Origin of the sequence: uncultured Duncaniella sp. (assembly GCF_910578445.1) — a bacterium.
Lineage (GTDB): Bacteria > Bacteroidota > Bacteroidia > Bacteroidales > Muribaculaceae > Duncaniella.
Window position 1 is genome coordinate 117,943 of sequence record NZ_CAJTQC010000002.1, and the last position, 18,630, is coordinate 136,572.

The following is an 18,630-nucleotide window of genomic DNA, read 5'->3' on the forward strand; positions in this document are numbered from 1 at the left end:
ATCAGATTTAAATCATATCGTAATGAAAAAAATATTGGCTTTATTACTCGTTGTGACATCGCTGATTTCCGTGTCATGTACAAAACGTGTTGAGGGTATACTGCGTGAAAATCCAAATGAAATCACTCAGAAGGAAGCTCTTAAACTCATGGATTATTTCAATGGAGAATTTGACAAGGCTCAGACGTTGTATCAGGATGGAGACAAAGCCGGTCTTAAGGCCTATCTGAAGAGTCCGGAATGGCAATTGGCAGAACGTTGCCATTCGAAACTGTTGCAGGTTACACCTGAAATAGCGACAAATATCAGGATTGCTGAAATGGAGTTCAGGTTTATTGAATTTGTCAATGGAGTAATACGCATGGGCATACCTCTCCGGGAAGTCCCTGAGGAGTTTTGATTCCCTTTGCGACGGATATAAAAATCCCGTCGGGAAAACGTCATCTGACCTCTTAATTAGCAAGCTGTGAGAAAGGTCTTTGTTTGGAGATGACGGGTTTCCCGACGGGAGTAATTTTTTATATAGGGTAAAGAGAGATGTAACAGGAAGACTGAAGACTATCTGCGACGGTTGCGGACTGAGCGGACCGCGCTTGATGAGGATGCTTTAGGCGCTTTGGCTTTTTTCACTTTTGCCGGTTTGGTTTTGGGCGATGATGATTTGGTCGTTCCTCGTTTTGAGCGGGCAGAGCGTATCGTTGTTTTTGTGGAGGATGATTCGCTGACTTCTTCAGTCGCTGGGGCTTCACCACTTGCCGCGAGTTCGGCTTTTTCAGCCGCTTCCCGACGTGCTGCAAGCTCTTCGAGGGATGGAACCCACAGTTTGTCCTCAAAGCTGTCAAGACGCTTCTGTATGCTGTCCTGAGCGTGTGCGAGTTCGTCCGGGTCGGGATGAAGTTGCATCAGAGAACGGTTTTTAAGGTTGCGCGTCTTGTATATGTCTCCTTTATAGAGATTGAGCTGGAAGTAGTCGTCGTAGGTGCAGGTGGCAAGGTTGTTGTCGTCGTTGGTGAAGATGTTGTGGGTGGTCAGATAAGGTCTGAGGTCGTCGTATTTCACCCAGAACATAGGATATTTCACCGCTTCACCTCCGAAATCACCAGCACGGTGCAGCACAGGGCAGACAGCTTCAATGCGTGTGCGCATGCGGTTGTTGCGTTTGTCGAATTCCCAACGTTCGATTACATAGTAGGAGAGGACTTCGGATGATGGGACATCGGCTTCCTCGATTACGAATTTCGGGTTGCGTTCGGTCGATCCTTTCGCATCGATATAAATTATGTGGAAGCGGTCAAGGACATCGCGCATGTTCACCTTGTAGTTGTCGGTAAACATTTCGCGACCGTCGAGATACTCGTAGCCTGTAAGCTCATTGTCGGCCATGCGGCCGAGGATGATTCTGAAAAGGTTTTCCTGACCGTCGACCGGCTCGTCGGGGTAATAGAGGGCTGCATTCTCATCTTTCATCAGGTCGAGCTGACGATATATGACGCGCATCCATTGTAGTTCGGAATCGCTGACAGGCGAGGTGTCGAAGTGCTGTTGCATGCGTTGTGTCACACCGGTGGTTGTTTTGGCTGTGTTGCGGTCGTCGGCCGTGCGGCGGCGGACAACACTGCTTGAACTCGATTCCTGTGCGAAAGCAGAAGCCGAGATGAAAATCGCTATGGCTGTAAGAAGATACTTCTTCATCAGTAATTGCTGTGGGGTTTATGCGGAGTGGAGGGAAATCTTAATTAACAATAACTTCGACGGGGCTGAGGACGCGTTCGATGCCGTCAGGACCTTTCGCACGTATGCGGGATATGTAGAAGCGTTTTCCACGCGAAAGCCGTTTGAACTGGTCTTTCTGACGCTGAGAGAATGAAGCTCCCTGTGACACCTCCGGAATGGCATTGCCCATCTGGTCGAAGAACACAGTTTCAAATCCGAGAACCTGAAAGTCGATGTTGAGCATATCGTCGTCGATAGCGGCATCAATACCGGGTGTGCTTGTCAGAATGGTTTTCGATATGGGGCGGCCGCCTTTGTAGCGTTCTTTTGCACCGTTGCTTCCTGCATATGTTATGAAGGCCACCGGATCGGGGAGCTTGCGCACTCTGAAGGTGGATGTGGCTACCGTCTGTGGCCGGCCGTCGATAGTGGCTGAGACTGTGAGTGTAGCATTCTCACCTACTTTAGCCGGTCTTGCCACCCATGCGTCACCCTTGCGTGTCAGAGTGCCATTGGTCATAGTTGCACTGACCGCACTCATCGGAACGCCGGGGACAGAGATGCTCATAGGGTTGTCGATACCTGCATAAAGAACGTTCATCATGGTAGCAGAGACAGTGGCTGTGGGCTCCATGACGGTGTAGCTCGACGAGAACGGATGACGGGTGGATGTTCCGTCACCATGATTGACTTCAAGATAGCCATTGTAATCGAATGTGCCGGTGGACGAGGTGACAAATTCATAAAGGCCATGGTCATTGCCAAGTTTTTTGCCGGCCACAAAGATTTCAGGGCGTGCAGTCGTGTCGACAGCGGCGAGGACGATGTTGGCGCTGTATTTGCCACCGCGCATCACTATGCGTGACTGCGGGATGACAAAGGCGTTGATTTCATTGACCCTGACATCACCGGCGTCGACCGATGCGAGCAGGCTTGCGAGCGCTTCGCCTTCGGCATAACGAATGTCGTTTTGCAGTTTGGTCAGGAGTGTGACCGCAGCTACTACAGGCTGGTTCTCAAATTTAGCCTCCTCCCATTTTTGTGGGGTGACAGTGCCGGGACGCTTGAACGGCGCTGTTGAAAGGGCTTCATTGATGGCGGCCTTCTTTATGGAGTCGGTGATAAATGTCTTTATGAAGTCGCGGTAGGCATCCATTTCACTGTGGAGCATCTGTCCGCCCTTCGCTCCGGGCGACAGCATGACCACTGCGGCGGCTTCAAGGTCGTCGCGACGGTTTATTTCCGAGGGATTTCCTTCCGGACCGTCTGCCTCGACTACAATCGCGAGTTTCAGGGAGTCAACGAGAGAATAGAGGGCAGCGGAATGTCTGCGGACATCGGATGCCTTGGCAAGCCACGGAGCGCCTTTTTCGGGGTTCTGCGCAGTGAATGCCTCAAGCTGGGAATACACGGCATCGTTACGGCGGCCTACCGTGGCGTTTGTGCGTGCAAGACCGTCCTCAACCTGTACGAAACCGTCGAGCACATCGCTTGATACGTTGAGTGCAAGCATGGCCGTAAGGACGATATACATAAGGTTTATCATCTTCTGTCGCGGGGAAAGCCTTACTACTGATTCTGCCATTTAAGCTATAGATGAGTGGAATATACGGAGTGGTTATGGTTGATGCAGGGATGGAATGGAGAGAGGAGGTCAATTTACAGAGCCGGAGGATTGTGCGCCGGGGATGTCGTTCATCATGGGCCTGTACATGTTGACGGTCATTGCATGGAGCATTTTTTCATAGACGTGGTTGAGCTGCTGCATGTAGCGGGCCATCTTTTCGGTCTCCTCGCAGTAGCGAGCGCTCTGTGATGCACTCTTCTCATACATGTCGCGGATGTCCTTGATGCCCCGATTCACGCGGTCAATAGAATCAAGCTGTGTCGACACGCTCTTGAGCTGAATTTCGTAAATAGTGTTGAGGCCTCCAAGGTTACGGTTGAGGTCGCCCATGCGCTCGATGTAGCCACGCGAATTCTCTGTGATGGATGCTGAGTTTTCAGTCACAGCCCGATAGCTTTCGAGGAGGACGGCAGACACTGAATTGAGAGCTTCGGTGGTCTGTCTGAGTTGTTCCATCTGCGCTGAAATAGCCGACATCTGTGATAGATATTCCTGTGTGGCGGTGGTGAGTTCTGCCATTTTTGAAAGTTGCTCGGCAGCGGCCGACATCCGATGTATGCTTTCAGACAGAGAAAGGCGATCTTCTTCTGAAAGATCAACGGAGGCAGGCAGGCCGACAGTTCCGTTGACTGAAGCGGGGTTTGCTGAAATGGGCGGATTGCAGGCTGACTGTGCGTTCGGGGTTGTGGACCGGCCTACAGCGAGTGGTTCGCGGTCGTTTTCAGCGCCATCGAGTTCGGGAAATACGTTTTCCCAATGGTATTCCTTTGGAGGTCTGTCAAAGGCCGTGAGAATAAACATGAGCACTTCCGTTCCCATACCGATACACAGAAGGGTGTTGCCTCCTGAAAGATGGAGAATTTTGAAAAGAGCACCCAGAATGACGATGGCCGCACCGATACTATATGCGAAGTTGAAGAGGCGTTGGCCACCTTCCCATGTCATGATGGTTTCTATCTTGTTTCTGAAATTATCTTTGGTCATGGCTTGTAAGTAGAATGGGTATTGAGGGGAATTTAGAGGATTGTTCTGTTATTTTCGTGCTTTAGTGCCTTTGGCAAAACCGATTTGAGAGCGGACACAACGGAAACCGATGTAGGAGCGCTGTTCGTTCTGATATTCCCACATGCGTATGTCGGAGCGGATATTGTGGGACACATCTTTCCAAGAGCCTCCACGCACGATTTTACGCTTCATGCGGTAGGGGTCTTCCTGCGCGGCATTGTAGCGGTATTCGGGGTTGAGGTCGCTTGTCAGCTTGCCGACGCTTTCGGTGAAGGCGGTCGAAGTCCATTCGCTGACGTTGCCGGCCATGTCATACAGTCCGAAGTCATTGGGTGAATACGTCCCGACGCGCGATGTTATCAGCTGGCCGTCCTGAACAAAATTTCCTTCCTGCGGCTTGAAATTGGCATAGAAGCATCCTTGGTCTTCAGTCAGGGGTAGGTCACCGTCCCAAGGATACATGTTCTCGCTTTTTCCTGCTCTGGCTGCATATTCCCACTCAGCCTCCGTCGGGAGGCGGTAGGGCTCGACATAGACACCTTCACGGCCGAGAGAACGGCGGAGGAAGTCTGTGCGCCAGTTGGCAAAGGCGGTGGCCTGTTCCCAGCTCACACCGACGACGGGATATTCGTTGTAGCCGCCGTGTGAGAAATAGAGACGTACATAAGGTTCGTTATAGGCATTGTCGAAGTCATTGATCCATGCAGTGGTGTCGGGGTAGACGTTGACAATGTAGGTGTTGACAAAATCAAAATCGCCGGTAAGTCCGCGGGTGATGGTCTCGCGGATGATTTCGCCTTCGTCGTTGATGTAGGCTGTGTCCTTTGAAATAATCGGAGTTTCAGTGGGCGTCGGTTTGTCTGTGTTGTATTCGCGACGAGCCGGGTTGAGACGGTGTTTGCGCTTTGCAGCTTCCGTATGGTTGTAGATTTCGTAGCGATAGTTAAGCTGTTCGGGATCAAGCTCGCGCACACCGGTGATAGGGTTGGTGCGGTAGAGACTCTCGATTGCTCGCTGCTCGTCCTCGTTGGCGTTGCGCCAAGGAATTGCTTTTGCCCAGTTGAGGTGGGGAGTCACGGGATTTCCTTCGCGGTCTTCCTCAATCTTGAATTCTTCGTTGCCTCCGTAGGCGGGATCGGCAAGGCGCTCGCGGATGATTGAATCACGCACCCAGAAGACAAATTGTTTGTATTTTGAATTTGTGATTTCGGTTTCGTCCATCCAGAATGCGTCGACCGACACGCCTCGCGGGTCGGCTTCGATGTTCCATAGCGAATCGGCTTTAGAGGGACCCATCTTTACAGATCCTCTCGACACGAGAACCATGCCGTAGGGGGTTGGTTCTGTCCATGAAGTTCCTCCCACTCCTGTGACTTCGCCTCCCATAGAGCTACGAGGGCCTGTAGCGCATGAGACGGCAGCGGAGAGAAGGATCAGAGCGAAAAGTATGTGGAGTATTTTTTTCATAAGTTACATTATGCGTATGCTCTTGTGTTTGTGGCGGTTTTTCTCTGAAAAATCGAGTTTAAGGTTGTAGCCTGCAACGAGCTCGTGGCTTCCGGATGAGGCTTTTGAGATATCGGAAAGATGATAGTCGTAGCTATAGCCGATAAAAAAGCCTTTGATTTCAGCTCCGAGCATTACGGAGAGTGCATCGTTGTAGCGATAGCCGAGGCCTGCGGTGAAAAGCTTGTTGTAGCGGACACGTCCTGTGAGTTGGAAATCAGTATTGGTGAAATCGCTTCGGACTATGACTGACGGTATCACTTCAAATAACGTGTTTTTTACAGGAATATTGCTTCCTGCCATTAAATATGCTGTGCGTGAGGCCGTGAACTCATATTTTTTTGACAATTCACCTGTTGTGCCGTCGTCACCGGCGCGAGAGGCAGTCTCCGTGTCGCTTGTGAAACTGACTGTCGGGTTGTTGGCGTGTTGTAGCGAGATGCCTGCCCAGAATTTTTTATGGACGTAGAATGCACCTATGCCAAGGTCGAAGGCATTGCCTGCTACATCGCGTTGGGGGATAGCTTCGTCGGCCGGATCATGATAGTCATCGTCGTCAGGAATATAGACTTCCGATCCTTTGAATTTTTCGTTGAAGAGACCTAATTGCAGGGCGACAGTCAGCTCTCCTTTCAGAACCTTAAGTTTGTAGCCGATCTGTGCGTCGAGTGTGAAGTTGCTGAACAGTCCGTAGGATTCCTGCTGAACAACGAGGCCTGTTCCGAGTCGCTTGTTGCCGAGTTTGAATGGCATGTCGGCCGCGGCGATGAAACTTTGAGGAGCATTGTCGATACCTACCCACTGCAGGCGTGCACCTCCACGTATGCGAAGATAGTCAGTGTCGCCTACTGCTCCGGGGTTGTAATATGTCGGAAGCGCCCAGTACTGTGTGAGTAAAGCATCGCCCTGCGCCTTGAGTTCCGGCGACACGACGAGCGTCAGCATCCCTGCAAGCAAGGCTGTGTAGAAAGATATGTGCTGTCGGAATCTCATTCGAAATAGAAGGTTAGTACGACCATCCGCGAAACGGCTTTTTTCAATGATTGGGTTATGACGAGTTTTTCGGGCTCTTCTGCTATGTCGGGACGGTCATGGACAAGATTGTCGCCAAGGCCGAAACAGAATTTTATTTCGGGATTGAATTTGAAATAGGGGAGATAGAAGTCACATCCGAATCCGCATGTAAGAAAGAAATCTGAAGTCTTGGTGCGGAGATAGTCGTTGTTTTGTTTGGTGACATTGAAGGTCGGCATTATTCCGGCGGTAACATAAGGCCGGGAGTTCCGATAACGCAGACTTGAGAATTTGAGGTCGAAAGGAAGCACTATCAGGGCCGATTTGAGGTTTTGCCGGTGCTCAAGGCCGGTATTGTACTCGCGCATGGTGATGTCGCGGTTACCGAAATACATACCCGGAGTGAAACGAAGGTTGAAATATGTCCCAAGACGGAAGTCGATGAGTCCGTTGACACAGAATCCGGGCTGGAATCCGGGCTGATCGACAAACCATTGTTCGCCGTTTTCACTTATGAAGCCATTATGAGAGAATGTGAAGTCCTGAGTGTGTATGCCGACCGAAAAACCGAGATGCCAGCGACGGAGGTCGGCATAGGGGCGGTTCATCAGCTTGTCGTTGAGGTTTTGACATGACAAATCCCCATAGCTTCCGATGAACAGAACCATGAGTGCTGAAAGTAGGCGCAGAGATGTGAGAAAGCGATGATTCATCATTTTTTATAACGAATCGGTAGGTTGGAATATTGTATGTGGAAGGTGCAGATGGATAGGTAATGGCAGAAATGCGAAGAAACAGAATTGACGGATTCCGGCATCGCTGACGGGCGAAAACCTTAGAAATCCGTCAATCCTGTTTCTTCACACAATCGTCGCCGTGTTATTGCCGACGCTGTGGTGACGTTTACTCGGCCACGCGGAGGAGGAAGTAGTTCTTCTTGCCGCGCTGGACGAGGATGTATTTGTCGTTGAGAAGCGATTCGGCAGTTATGACAGCATTCGGGTCGGTCACCTTCTGCTTGTTGATGCTCACGCCTCCCTGCTGGATCATCTTGCGTGCTTCACCCTTGGAGGGGAATACGGCGGTCTTGGTTGCGAGAAGTTCGATGACGGGGACACCGGCTTCGATATCGGCTTTGACAATGTTGAATGTCGGGACACCGTCGAACACATCAAGGAGGGTCTTCTCGTCAAGGTGGCGGAGTGCCTCCTCGGCCTTGTTGCTGAACAGGATTGAGCTGGCTTCGACAGCAGCATTGTAGTCCTCTTCGCTATGCACCATGACAGTGACCTCTTTTGCGAGGCGTTTCTGCATCGGGCGCTGTCCGGGGTCTTTAGCGTGCTCCTCGATGAGCGCGTCGATTTCCTCTTTGGTGAGGGCGGTGAAAATTTTCAGATATTTCTCGGCATCGGCATCGCTGACGTTGAGCCAGAACTGATAGAACTTGTAGGGCGAAGTATAGCGCGGGTCGAGCCAAACGTTGCCGCTCTCGGTCTTGCCGAACTTACCTCCGTCGGCCTTGGTGATGAGGGGACAGGTGAGGGCATATGCCTCTCCGCCGAGCTTACGGCGGATGAGTTCTGTACCGGTGGTGATATTGCCCCACTGGTCGCTGCCTCCGAGCTGGAGTTTGCAGTTCTTGTCTTTATAAAGAGTATAGAAATCGAATCCCTGCAGCAGCTGATATGTAAATTCGGTGAAGCTGAGGCCGTCGCGCGCCTCTCCGTTCAGACGTTTCTGCACTGAGTCCTTGGCCATCATATAGTTGACGGTGATATGCTTGCCGATTTCGCGGGCGAAATCAAGGAAAGTCACATCCTTTGTCCAGTCATAGTTGTTGACCATCTCGGCCTTGTTGGGAGCATCGCTTTCGAAGTCGAGAAACTTGGAGAGCTGCTTTTTGATGGCCTCCTGATTGTGGCGTAGTGTAGCCTCGTCGAGAAGGTTGCGCTCGGCGCTTTTGCCTGACGGGTCGCCGATCATGCCGGTCGCTCCGCCTACGAGGGCGAGGGGCTTATGACCGCAACGCTGGAAGTGGCGCAGCATCATCACACCGCAGAGGTGGCCGATGTGGAGGCTGTCGGCTGTCGGGTCGATGCCGAGATAGGCAGTCGTCATGCCTTTTTTGAGTTGTTCGTCTGTTCCGGGCATGACAGTGTGGATCATGCCACGCCATGTTAGTTCTTCAATGAAATCCATTATGAGAATAGGAGTTTATTTCTGTTTTATAAGCCTGAAACCACTCTTGCTGTGCTGAGGGTTTCAGGCTCGTTGTGAATTTTAGAGATGTGTCGGCAGAGCCGGGTTTATTTCAGTGAGGCGAGAGTCTCGGCGATACGGCGCATGGCTTCGCGCAGGTTGTCATCGGAAGTCGCGTAGCTTAGACGGATATATCCTTCCATGCCGAATGCTCCACCATCGACTGTGGCTACATGGCCCTTTTCGAGAAGATACATTGCGATGTCGGCCGAGCTTTCAAGAGTCTTTCCTTCGGGTGTGGTTTTGCCGATGTAGGCGCTGACTTCAGGGAAGAGATAGAATGCGCCTTGCGGACGGTTGACCTTAAGTCCGGGGATTTTTGATGCGAGGTCGACCACGAGGTCACGGCGACGCTCGAATGCCTTGTTCATTTCGGCTATGCAGTCTTGCGGACCGTTATAGGCGGCTTCGGCTGCTTTCTGAGCGATTGACGAAGCGTTTGATGTATATTGTCCCTGAAGTTTGGTGACAGCCTTGGCGAGCCACTGGGGGGCTGCACAGTATCCGATACGCCATCCGGTCATGGCATATGCTTTTGACACGCCGTTGATGATGATTGTGCGGTCGGCTATTTCGGGGAATGACGCGAGCGATGTGAACGAGCCGGTGAAATTGATGTGCTCGTAGATTTCGTCGGCAAGAACCATGATGTCGGGATGCTTGGCGAGTATGTCGACAAGTCCTTGGAGCTCTTCGCGCGAGTAGATGCTGCCGGTGGGATTTGAGGGTGAGCAGAGCAGAATCATGCGGGTCGCCGGAGTGATGGCAGCTTCGAGCTGAGCGGGGGTGATTTTGAAATCCTGATTGATGTCAGCGAGGATTTCGACTGTCTTGCCGCCTGCGAGTTTCACCATCTCTACGTAGCTTACCCATGCCGGCATCGGGATAATTACCTCATCGTCAGGATTGATTGTCGCGAGGATTACATTGCAGAGTGCCTGTTTTGCTCCGTTTGAGACCACAATCTGTTCGGGGGCATAACTTACGCCATTTTCCTTTGCGAGTTTTTCAGACACAGCCTTGCGGAGCGACATATAGCCGGGCACGGGTGTGTAGAAAGTATAGTTTTCGTCGATGGCACGTTTTGCAGCCTCTTTGATGTGGCGGGGAGTTTCGAAATCCGGCTCTCCGACAGAGAGATTGATTACGTCGACACCTTGAGCTTTGAGCTCATTGCTTTTCTGTGACATTGCGAGGGTGGCAGATGGAGCCAAAGCCTGCACGCGATCGGAAATGTGGGTCATATGATAGTGTTATTGAGTTGATTTTAACGGTTTAAGTGTTCCGTGAGTGCAAAGATAGCGAATATTTATGATAAAAAATATGCCGGATGGTGAAATCCGGCATATTTTTAAGCTTGTATGGTAATAATGTTATTAAGCCTTTGCAGCGGCTGCTCTGGCTCGCATGGCGGCCATGACTTTGCCTTTGCCGATACGGATAAAATCAAGAATCGGACGTGAGGCCGGACAGATGTAGCTGCATGAGCCACACTCGATGCAGTTGGCAATCTTTTGCTGCTCTGCTTCGTCCCAGTCCTGAAGACGGGAAAGTGTGCTGATGAGGAACGGTTCAAGTCCCATAGGGCATGCCTCGGTGCATTTGCCGCAACGGATGCAATTTTCCATCGGACGGCGATGGGCATAGCGGCTGTCGAGAAGGATGCCTGATGTGCCCTTGATCATCGGGGTCTGGAGTGTTGATGCCGTGCGTCCCATCATCGGGCCGCCGAGGATTATTTTCTCGGGCTCTTTTCCGGGAACGAGTGTGGCAAGGATTGTTCCGAGAGCCACTCGCAGGTTGCGGCCGGTCTCGCCGTCATGCAGTGTGAGCACTCGGTCCATGAGAGGTTCGTCGAGGACTACGGCACGGTAGACCGCATAGGCTGTGGCTACATTCTGCACGATAGCTCCGGTCGCGATTGGGAGTCCTCCTGATGGAACTTCTTTACCGATTACGGCTTCGATAAGCTGCTTTTCGCCGCCTTGCGGATATTTGACTTTCATCGGCATGACTTCGATGCCTGCCACTGCCGACGCTGCATCCGAGAGGGCAGCAATTGCCTCGGGTTTGTTGTTTTCGATTGCAATGACAGCGCGGTTGACACCGGCTGCACGCATAAGAAGCTCCACACCCTTGACTATCTCACGCGGATTTTCGCGCATGAGCATGTCGTCACACGAAAGACACGGTTCGCATTCAGCCGCATTGATTATGACAATCTCGGCCTTTGAGCCGGGAGGGGGTGAGAGTTTTACGTGTGCGGGGAATGTAGCACCGCCGAGTCCGACAATGCCGGCATTTTTGATGATGTCGATAATCGCTTTGCCGTCGAGGGCTGCTATTTCATTTTCTGTGCGGGCAGGTTTTTCGCGGTTGGCCATCGCCTCGGCGTCAGCCGCACGGTCAGCTTCATCGCTTTTGATGTATATTGCCTGAACGGGCATACCTTGTGGGGTGCGGGCTGTATCGATTTTCACGACAGTACCCGAAATGGGAGTGTGTATGGGTGCTGATACAAAGCCTCCGGCATCAGCCACACGGTCGCCTCGCTTGACCTTGTCGCCTTTTTTGACGATAGGCGTGGCGGGAGCACCGATATGCTGCGATACGGGGAGCACAACTTCTTCCGGCAGAGGAAGGTTTTCGATTGGCTTGCCTGCGGCAATCTTGTTTTCGGCGGGGTGTACACCGCCGATTTTAAAGGTATGGAGTTTCATGTCTTCTGATTTCAGGCTGTTTCTTCAACTTTCTCTTTGGCGGGAGCTTTCTTTACGGGGAAGTTTACGGCATGGATGGCATGCGTCGGGCATACATCGACACATTTGCGGCAAAGCTTACATTTCTCGAAGTCGATATATGAGAGATTGTTGGCAATCGTGATTGCTTCGTGCGTACACTCTTTGGCACATTTCGAACAGCCGATACATGCGGCTTTGCACGCCTTCATTGCGGCTGCTCCCTTTTCCTTGTTTGAGCATGCGACATAGACTCTCATGCCGCGCGGACCTTTGTAGCGGAGTTCGATGATTGAGCGCGGGCAAGCTTTGACACAAGCTCCGCAACCGACACACTTATCTTCGATGACTTCGGGCAGCCCTGTCTCAAGATTCATCTTCATTGCTCCGTAGGGGCAGGCGCTCACGCAGTCTCCGCAGCCCAGACAGCCGTTAGGGCAGGTGGATTCTCCTGTTCCGAGCGACGACAGCACCGCACAGGTCGGAGCGCCTTCGAAGCGTGCGAGACGTGGACGGAGGTCGCATGTGCCGTTACATTTTATGACTGCGATTTTCGGCTTGGTCTCGGCTGCTGCCAGTCCGACGATTTCGCCGATCTGTTTCATTACTGCGCTTCCTGATGCCGGGCATGTAAGGCCGTCGAGTGTATCGGCGCAGACACACGCTGATGCAAAGTCACGGCAACCGCTACGTCCGCAGCCGCCACAGTTCGCGCCGGGAAGAAGTGCTTCTACTTGGTCAATTCTTGGGTCTTCTTGGACATGGAAACGCTTGGCGACAACGTAGAGCACGGCTGCGCCGATGATTCCGATGAGTCCGAGGACAATGATTGAAGTTACTATAATATTCATGGTAGTAAATTAAAACGTCATATTTTTCTAATTTTCCAACTGATTTTTTGTGCGAGACTCTTACGCTTGGCATACAGGAAGAGGTCATAGAGTCCGAGAGCGATAAAGCCCAGAGCGATTGACCACCCTCCAAGAGAAGGGAACCCGAGTCTTAGCCCGACGATGACTCCTCCGAAGATTAGCGTTGGCAGGATGAGTGCCCACCATGAGGCTCTGAGTGTGGAGCTTGATGTCGCACTGACCTCAACACGCTCACCTACTGTAAAATCCTCTGCTGAAGGAGTGTCTATTTTCAACAGCTCTTTTTGGTCACTTCCCTTGCTGCTACACAATGCAGTGATGGCACAGCCGTCACATTTGCATTCGTCTTCTGTAAGGATGACAAGAGAGCTGCTCTCCACTTTCTGGATGATTCCACGGTGGGTTACGTCTTCTTTACTCATGATAATAGATGAAAAAACACTTGAGGTATGCGAGGGCAAAGTTAACTATTTTCTCTAAAAACAGCAAACAGTTTTGCATTATCGCAGTTTTTTAGGGCGATTCTTATTGTAATTTTGTCAGAGGAAAAGAAGATGTGGAAATTTGTAAGTGGATTTATGGTGATATGCGCTATCAGCCTTGGCGGGCGACTTTCCGGCGCTCTTCGCTTATTAGTCGTGGAAGTGTCTTTACGAAGTTCCAGTAGCGTGGGATATTTTTCTGGGGCTGTTCGAGTGCGCGGTGAAGCCATTCGAGGCGTAGTTTGAGCATCCATTTCGGTGCGCGTTTCACTTCGCCCACACCGGCATTGAAATTGAAAATCGCACCGTAGCCGAACATTACTCCGCGTTTGAGATATGGTTTGAGTCGCGCCATGAACATTTCCTGTTTCGGCGCTCCGAGGCTGACCCATATGATGTCGGGGTTGTCGGCATTGATCATGTCGGCTATGCCCTGATAGTCGAAATCATCGACTGCGCGGAAAGGCAGAGTCTCGAACCGCATGTCGTTGATAGCCGGATCTATTTCCGAAAGATTCTTGCGCAGTCCGGCAAGCACTTCCTCTGTGTTGCCGAGGAAAAATTGGCGGAAACGGCGCATGGCGATGTATTTCAGGAATATGTCTGCCCCGATGTAGCTGTCGATTGGCTCTTTATGAATCCATGCAAGGATTTTGGCCAGTACGCTGCCGTCGCAGTTGTTGACGAGCGCTCCGTTGAGCACTTTCAGAAATTCAGGATTCTGATTGGCTATGGTGAGATTGTTGGCCTCGACGGAGCAGCTGTAGCCGGGAATACCTTTTTCGATGGCCTCAAAAATAGTGCGGTCGAGTTTGTCACGGTCAAACTCGATACGCACATTGAAATATTTTTTATCTTCGTTCATTGTCTGTCTGCCTTGGCAATCTCGTTTTCAACCCATTTGTATTGCTGGCGCAATCCATCTTCGAGGCTCACGCTCGGTTCCCAGCCGAGTATTTCTTTTGCTTTTGAATAGTCGGCGCTACGGGCTTTGTCGCCTTCGGGCTTTGTCGTGTCGAAGAACGGCTTGATGTCTTTGCCACTGATTTTGACGACAGTTTCAGCGATTTCAGCGATTGATGTGCACACTGACGGGCCGATCTGGATCCATCCGTGTCCCCAGCCTTTGTCAAGTGCGCGGACGAGAGCTTCGACAACGTCATTGACATGAAGGAAGGCTCGTCCCTGTTTTCCGCTGCCCCAGACGATGAATTCTTCATTCGGATAATTGATGGCTTTGCGGATGAGAGCCGGGATGACTTGGCTGCGTTCGCCGAAATCGCATGGCGAACCGTAGACGTTGTGAAACTGAAGTGTGCAGCATGGAATGCCGGTTTCCTTTTCGAGATAGCCGATTTCGAGCTGTCCCATGAGCTTGCTCCATCCGTAGGCCGATTCCGGGAGAGCCGGGAACAGCTCGTCTTCGCGCAGGGGCACTACGTCGAGTGAGTTTTGTCTGGTGAGCGGGTAGCTGCAAGCCGTACCGACATAAATCAGTCCTTTGATACGTTCTTTGCCGGCTTTGCGCACGGATGTGAATAGATTGGTGTTTATGAGATTGTTCTGACGGAAGAGACCTCCCTGATTACCGAAAACGTAGTCGATGCCGGCTACTATGTCGGCAAGGTGGATGACATATTCATTGCTACTTACAATATCATCAATATCGGCATGGGTGTCCGAGAGGTCTATGTTGAAAAAACGGCTGTCGAGGTCTATGACCGGATTGCCTGATTCGTCGTTGAGATATTCGAGCTTGCCTCTCCATAGATTGTCGATTATGCTCACGTCGTGTCCTTCTTTCACAAGACGTTTGACAAGGTTGCTGCCAATCATTCCGCAACCGCCTGTTACAAGTATTTTGCTCATAGCTATTGTCGTATGGATGTTTATATTCAGTTTATAAGTTTAGTTTCTGACATATTGTCGTCAATCAGTGCTTGTCGGAAAGCTCTGCATATATGTTCCCGAGGCAACTGCCTATTGTGGTGATATTGAAGTCCTCGTTGGCAAATTTTCGTGACGCTGTCTCGATTCGGTGTCGGAGTTCCGTGTCACCGATCAGTCTTTCGAGTTGGGCGGCAAGTGTGTTTGTATCCCCCGGTTGAAAGAGCAGGATGTCTTCGTTGTCATGGACAATGTCAGGCAATCCGCCTACAGGAGTGGCTATGACCGGAAGTCCGTAGGCCCATGCGTCGAGGACGGCCATCGGGAAGCCTTCCGCATAGCTCGGCAGACAGAAGATGGATGTTTCCCTGAACAGTCTGTCTTTTTCACTGCCTGCCACCCATCCGGGAAATTCTACCTGATTTTCGATTCCGGATTCCCTTGCAATTGCCTTTCCGTTGTCGATTTCTCCGCTTCCTGCGAACACGAGTTTCCATTGTGGATATTTGTGTGCGATAATGGCGAAAGCTCTTATAAGATCGTGATAACCTTTGCGTGGACTGACAACTCCGGCCGAGAGTATTATATTTTTTTTCTGAACTTCGCCTGAATTGTCGGCTACTCTCGGACATGGATTATGAAGCACACGCACCTTGTCGCCGAGTTCAAAGGTGGAGCATACTGCCTGTTTCCACATCTTTGACAACACTACGACCCTGTCGGCATCGTCAAAGAGTTTTTTGTAAACAGAGCTGTAAGGGCCTTCTATGGTCGATGCGGTGTCAAAGGCATGAAAATGTACGATTGTCTTTTTGCCCGTAAGTTTTGCAAGTCGCATGAATAGCGATTTCCGTCTTGCCGACGGAGCTTCACCGATGTGCATATGGACGGTTTTACACCATGGAAGATACCATAGATATGTCGCCATACCGGTCATCAGATAGAGCAGTTTGACAGCCATAGAACCGTTGCGGTGTGTCGCAATCCACCGGCAGCTGTACTTTTCCCATTCATCTGCCATCTCGTGGGCCATGACTACGGACGAAATCCCGCCGTGTGTACGGCGGGAAGTAGCAAGCACAAGCACTTTAGGCATATTAAGCATCCTTATTCGGAGTTTTCAGTGGGTTAAACGTCTTAAAAACGGTTAAGAAGATTGAAAATTGTGTGAACGACCGATAAATCATCAGATATTAGGTCTGTCCCATGTATAGCTTGTCGTGCAGTGGACCGGAACGGAGAGATTGCCGACTTTAATGGAGAAGTCTCCTTCCTCAAGAGTCCATTGTCCGTGAGCGTTCACAAAAGCGAGATCCGTGGCCGGCAAAGTGAATTTCACTGTACGTGTCTCTCCCGGCATAAGGGCGATTTTGACGAATCCGCGCAGACGTTTGTTGTCAGGGACGATTGATGCCACAAGGTCTGAAGAGAACAATAGCACGGCTTCCTTACCGTCGCGTGAGCCGGTGTTGGTTACGTTGACACTTACGGTCAGCACGTCTGTGGGGGTAAAATCCGTCTTGTCAACCTTAAGATCCGAATATTCGAAAGTCGTATAACTCTTGCCGTAGCCGAAGGGCCATTGGACGTTGACGCGTGCGTCGTAGTCATAGACTCCCTCCATTTTTCCCACTTCTTCGCTGACCTTATAGTCATAGGTGACGAGCGAATTGATTTCGCGCGGATAGGTGAAGGGGAGTTTGGCTGAGAAGTTGCGCTCTCCGACCATGAGTTCGGCGAGCGCGTCGCCGCCGAAGTTTCCGGGGATTATTATGTCGATGATTCCCTTGGCGAGCGGTTCGATGTCGGCGAGGATTCGCGGACGGCCTTCGTTTACGACAAGCACAATAGGCTTGCCTGTCTTGGCAAGAGCCTTGATCATGTCGCGCTGGTTGGACGAGAGATATAGGTCGGTCAGATTGCCCGGAGTCTCGCAATAGGAGTTTTCACCTATACATGCCACTATCACATCGGCATTTGCCGCAGCCTTGAGGGCCGCTTCGGAGTCGGCCACGGTTTCGTCCTGATATGAGCCTTCCTGATTGAATGTCACGGTCGGCACATAAGTGACGTTGCTTTCTCCGAATTTCTCTGTGAGGGCTTCGAGGATTGTGTTGTAGTCCTTGGCATATGTGTCGCTCAGATGTCCCTGCCACGTATATGACCATCCGCCGTTTAGCGAGCGCATGGAAGTTGCTGTAGGGCCGGTCACCATGATGCGCGTGCCTTTGGAGAGGGGGAGGATGTTGTTGTCGTTCTTGAGCAGCACCATTGTTTCGGCAGCTCCGTCGAGTGCGGCTTTTCGAAATTCTTCGGATGCGAATTTCGGATAATCTTTGAGAAGAGTATTCGGGCGGTCGAATAGTCCGAGGCGGTATTTCAGACGGAGTGCGCGTGAGGCTGCGTCATCGATTCTGCTCATGCTGACTTTTCCTTCTTCGACGAGTTCACGGAGGATGTCGCAATAATCCACCTTGTAGGGCTCCATAGCCATGTCAATACCTGCGTTGATTGCTATGCGGATTGCATCTTTCTTGTCTTTGGCAACTTTCTCGCGGGTATATAGATTGTTGATGTCGGCCCAGTCGGTGACGATGAGGCCGTCCCACTGCAGGTCTTCCTTAAGCCATTTGGTCAGAAGGAGCGGGTCGGCGTGGACAGGTGTGCCGTTGATTGACGATGAATTGACCATGATGGTCAGCGCGCCATATTTGATGGCTTCAAGATAAGGTGCGAAATGCTTTTCGCGGAGGTCTGACGGTGATATGTAAGCCGGTGTGCGGTCCTTTCCCGAGAATGGGACACCGTAGCCCATGAAATGTTTGAGCGATACAGCGATGTGATTCTTGTCAATATGGTTGGGGTCGTTGCCTTGAAAACCGCGCACCGCCGCTGCTCCCATGAGAGCGTTGACGAGCGGGTCTTCGCCGTAGTTTTCCCAGAAACGTGGCCAGCGCGGGTCGCGTGCAAGGTCCATTGTCGGTGAGAATGTCCACGGGCAGTCGCTTGCGCGCGTTTCGTAGGCTGTGATTTCAGCTGCCTTTCTGCAAAGTTCTGTGTCGAACGAGGCTGCCACGTTCAGGTTTTGCGGAAACAGCGTGCCGCCGTTGGTATATGTTGTGCCGTGGTTCTGGTCAAGTCCGTAGACACAGGGGATGCCGATGTATTTCATCGAAGCTTCCTGTATCTGTGGGATTATCACGTTCCATGATTCTGCGTCGAGACAGTATGAATATGGGGCATTTAGTATCGACCCGACCTTGTAGATGCCTATCACTGTGTCGACTTTTTCCTTGACGAGCCTGAATTTTCCGTCAGGGCCTGTTTCGCCGAGGATATCGAGCTGGATTTGGGTCATCTGTCCGATTTTTTCCTCAAGAGTCATTTTCGAGAGTGTTTCAGAGACCTTTTTTTCGATTTCCGGGTCTGGAGGTATGACGGGAAGGGTTATAGGGTCGTAGGCCATGGCCGGAATTGCCACGGTCGCAATGGAAAGGAGAAGATTGCGTAGCATGGGTGTTTGTGAC

Annotated in this window: 16 protein-coding genes; 1 reads left to right on the forward strand and 15 read right to left on the reverse strand. The window is 51.3% G+C overall.

The features are described from left to right. Nucleotides 1-22 precede the first annotated feature (22 nt). Nucleotides 23-400, forward strand: coding sequence for a hypothetical protein (locus QZ311_RS01745; protein ID WP_297063230.1), 378 nt, complete (start codon nucleotides 23-25; stop codon nucleotides 398-400). 158 nt (nucleotides 401-558) lie between these two features. Here QZ311_RS01745 and gldN read toward each other — a convergent pair whose 3' ends face one another. The 15 genes from gldN to QZ311_RS01820 form a co-directional block, all read right to left on the reverse strand. Further along, nucleotides 559-1,692 carry a gliding motility protein GldN gene (gldN, locus tag QZ311_RS01750; RefSeq protein WP_297063233.1) on the reverse strand — a complete coding sequence of 378 codons (1,134 nt, stop codon included), beginning with the start codon at nucleotides 1,690-1,692 and terminating at the stop codon, nucleotides 559-561. A gap of 40 nt (nucleotides 1,693-1,732) precedes the next feature. Beyond that, a complete protein-coding gene (gldM, locus tag QZ311_RS01755) occupies nucleotides 1,733-3,298 on the reverse strand; it encodes a gliding motility protein GldM (protein WP_297063235.1) in 1,566 nt (521 codons plus the stop codon). A 69-nt stretch (nucleotides 3,299-3,367) separates the two neighbouring features. After that, nucleotides 3,368-4,324, reverse strand: a complete 957-nt coding sequence (gene gldL, locus QZ311_RS01760; RefSeq protein ID WP_297063237.1) for a gliding motility protein GldL — start codon at nucleotides 4,322-4,324, stop codon at nucleotides 3,368-3,370. Between the two features lie 48 nt (nucleotides 4,325-4,372). Further along, complete coding sequence (locus QZ311_RS01765) at nucleotides 4,373-5,812, reverse strand: SUMF1/EgtB/PvdO family nonheme iron enzyme (protein WP_297063239.1); 1,440 nt, start codon at nucleotides 5,810-5,812, stop codon at nucleotides 4,373-4,375. 3 nt (nucleotides 5,813-5,815) lie between these two features. Next, nucleotides 5,816-6,844, reverse strand: a complete 1,029-nt coding sequence (locus QZ311_RS01770) for a type IX secretion system membrane protein PorP/SprF (protein ID WP_297063241.1) — start codon at nucleotides 6,842-6,844, stop codon at nucleotides 5,816-5,818. Beyond that, nucleotides 6,841-7,581 (reverse strand): porin family protein, encoded by a 741-nt coding sequence (locus QZ311_RS01775; protein ID WP_297063244.1) that lies wholly within the window; start codon nucleotides 7,579-7,581, stop codon nucleotides 6,841-6,843. The genes QZ311_RS01770 and QZ311_RS01775 overlap by 4 nt, the downstream gene beginning before the upstream one ends. A gap of 187 nt (nucleotides 7,582-7,768) precedes the next feature. Next, nucleotides 7,769-9,064, reverse strand: coding sequence for a tyrosine--tRNA ligase (gene tyrS / locus QZ311_RS01780; protein ID WP_297063248.1), 1,296 nt, complete (start codon nucleotides 9,062-9,064; stop codon nucleotides 7,769-7,771). A 107-nt stretch (nucleotides 9,065-9,171) separates the two neighbouring features. Then, entirely contained in the window at nucleotides 9,172-10,368 is a 1,197-nt protein-coding gene (locus QZ311_RS01785; protein WP_297063249.1) for a pyridoxal phosphate-dependent aminotransferase, read from the reverse strand. A 132-nt stretch (nucleotides 10,369-10,500) separates the two neighbouring features. Beyond that, nucleotides 10,501-11,844, reverse strand: coding sequence for an electron transport complex subunit RsxC (rsxC, locus tag QZ311_RS01790; RefSeq protein WP_297063252.1), 1,344 nt, complete (start codon nucleotides 11,842-11,844; stop codon nucleotides 10,501-10,503). Nucleotides 11,845-11,855: 11 nt separating this feature from the next. Further along, nucleotides 11,856-12,707, reverse strand: coding sequence for an RnfABCDGE type electron transport complex subunit B (locus QZ311_RS01795; protein ID WP_297063521.1), 852 nt, complete (start codon nucleotides 12,705-12,707; stop codon nucleotides 11,856-11,858). Nucleotides 12,708-12,730: 23 nt separating this feature from the next. Beyond that, complete coding sequence (locus QZ311_RS01800; RefSeq protein WP_297063254.1) at nucleotides 12,731-13,156, reverse strand: SoxR reducing system RseC family protein; 426 nt, start codon at nucleotides 13,154-13,156, stop codon at nucleotides 12,731-12,733. A gap of 172 nt (nucleotides 13,157-13,328) precedes the next feature. Beyond that, a complete protein-coding gene (locus tag QZ311_RS01805) occupies nucleotides 13,329-14,081 on the reverse strand; it encodes a WecB/TagA/CpsF family glycosyltransferase (RefSeq protein WP_297063256.1) in 753 nt (250 codons plus the stop codon). Then, a complete protein-coding gene (locus QZ311_RS01810) occupies nucleotides 14,078-15,085 on the reverse strand; it encodes an NAD-dependent epimerase/dehydratase family protein (RefSeq protein ID WP_297063257.1) in 1,008 nt (335 codons plus the stop codon). Before QZ311_RS01810 ends, QZ311_RS01805 begins: the two co-directional genes overlap by 4 nt. Nucleotides 15,086-15,149: 64 nt before the next feature. Then, a complete protein-coding gene (locus QZ311_RS01815; RefSeq protein WP_297063259.1) occupies nucleotides 15,150-16,199 on the reverse strand; it encodes a glycosyltransferase family 4 protein in 1,050 nt (349 codons plus the stop codon). 90 nt (nucleotides 16,200-16,289) lie between these two features. Then, nucleotides 16,290-18,617 carry a glycoside hydrolase family 3 N-terminal domain-containing protein gene (locus QZ311_RS01820; RefSeq protein WP_297063263.1) on the reverse strand — a complete coding sequence of 776 codons (2,328 nt, stop codon included), beginning with the start codon at nucleotides 18,615-18,617 and terminating at the stop codon, nucleotides 16,290-16,292. Nucleotides 18,618-18,630 lie beyond the last annotated feature (13 nt).

Bases quoted from the DNA above. Each gene is read 5' to 3' on its own strand.
- QZ311_RS01800 (WP_297063254.1), bottom strand. From the start codon at position 13,156: ATGAGTAAAGAAGACGTAACCCACCGTGGAATCATCCAGAAAGTGGAG.
- gldM (WP_297063235.1), bottom strand. From the start codon at position 3,298: ATGGCAGAATCAGTAGTAAGGCTTTCCCCGCGACAGAAGATGATAAAC.
- QZ311_RS01805 (WP_297063256.1), bottom strand. From the start codon at position 14,081: ATGAACGAAGATAAAAAATATTTCAATGTGCGTATCGAGTTTGACCGT.
- gldN (WP_297063233.1), bottom strand. From the start codon at position 1,692: ATGAAGAAGTATCTTCTTACAGCCATAGCGATTTTCATCTCGGCTTCT.
- QZ311_RS01765 (WP_297063239.1), bottom strand. From the start codon at position 5,812: ATGAAAAAAATACTCCACATACTTTTCGCTCTGATCCTTCTCTCCGCT.
- rsxC (WP_297063252.1), bottom strand. From the start codon at position 11,844: ATGAAACTCCATACCTTTAAAATCGGCGGTGTACACCCCGCCGAAAAC.
- QZ311_RS01745 (WP_297063230.1), top strand. From the start codon at position 23: ATGAAAAAAATATTGGCTTTATTACTCGTTGTGACATCGCTGATTTCC.
- QZ311_RS01810 (WP_297063257.1), bottom strand. From the start codon at position 15,085: ATGAGCAAAATACTTGTAACAGGCGGTTGCGGAATGATTGGCAGCAAC.
- tyrS (WP_297063248.1), bottom strand. From the start codon at position 9,064: ATGGATTTCATTGAAGAACTAACATGGCGTGGCATGATCCACACTGTC.
- QZ311_RS01815 (WP_297063259.1), bottom strand. From the start codon at position 16,199: ATGCCTAAAGTGCTTGTGCTTGCTACTTCCCGCCGTACACACGGCGGG.
- QZ311_RS01775 (WP_297063244.1), bottom strand. From the start codon at position 7,581: ATGATGAATCATCGCTTTCTCACATCTCTGCGCCTACTTTCAGCACTC.
- QZ311_RS01770 (WP_297063241.1), bottom strand. From the start codon at position 6,844: ATGAGATTCCGACAGCACATATCTTTCTACACAGCCTTGCTTGCAGGG.
- QZ311_RS01785 (WP_297063249.1), bottom strand. From the start codon at position 10,368: ATGACCCACATTTCCGATCGCGTGCAGGCTTTGGCTCCATCTGCCACC.
- gldL (WP_297063237.1), bottom strand. From the start codon at position 4,324: ATGACCAAAGATAATTTCAGAAACAAGATAGAAACCATCATGACATGG.
- QZ311_RS01820 (WP_297063263.1), bottom strand. From the start codon at position 18,617: ATGCTACGCAATCTTCTCCTTTCCATTGCGACCGTGGCAATTCCGGCC.